The 542-nt window shown below is 66.8% G+C and carries 2 protein-coding genes; both read left to right on the top strand.

Annotated features, from left to right (window positions below):
- Positions 1-212: hypothetical protein (locus NBW84_RS11130; protein ID WP_250284287.1), on the top strand; the 212-nt coding region annotated here is incomplete at its 5' end.
- A 99-nt stretch (positions 213-311) separates the two neighbouring features.
- Positions 312-542, top strand: a 231-nt coding sequence (locus tag NBW84_RS11125; RefSeq protein ID WP_250284284.1) for a hypothetical protein, incomplete at its 3' end; no start/stop codon positions are given.

Genomic DNA, 542 nt, shown 5'->3' with positions numbered 1-542 from the left:
GGCGGGCCGACCTGGTGGAGGTGCTCAACCTCGACGAGCGTTCCCGGAGCACCCGCGAAGTCGTCGACGAGTCCCTGCTCGGCGACATCCAGAACAAGATCCGGAACGCGGGGGAGGCGCTGCGCGCCAACGACCTGCCACGCCACCGGCACTGGTGCAAGGCATGCGCTACCTGCGACCTCGCCGGCATCTGCCGCGACAAGCCTGCCTGACGGAGGCCGGACAAGAATCAGTAAAATCATCTGTACCTTCTGGTATCCAGATATGTCCAGATATCGCGAGTGACGATTCCGAGAGATGACGGGGGCGGGATGGCACTGTCCAGGGCTGCGGCACGGCTGTACGCGGAGATCGGCCCCACCTGGTCCAACTGCGGTCCGTTGCAGAACCGCCTGAAGATACGGGGTGACACGCAGTTCGCCGCCGTCGTGGAGGAGCTTGTCACGGCCGGGCTGGCGGTCCTGGAGGGACGGCGGATTCGCCGAGCGGACGCCGGCGACGGCAACGCCCGCCTCCAGCCGGAGATGTCCGCCGACGCACAG

The sequence above is a fragment of the Protofrankia sp. CiP1_Cm_nod2 genome, from assembly GCF_920664355.1.
In the GTDB taxonomy this organism is placed as follows: domain Bacteria; phylum Actinomycetota; class Actinomycetes; order Frankiales; family Frankiaceae; genus Protofrankia.
Note: the sequence above shows the minus strand (reverse complement) of the source record. Positions and strands in the feature narration are given on the sequence as shown.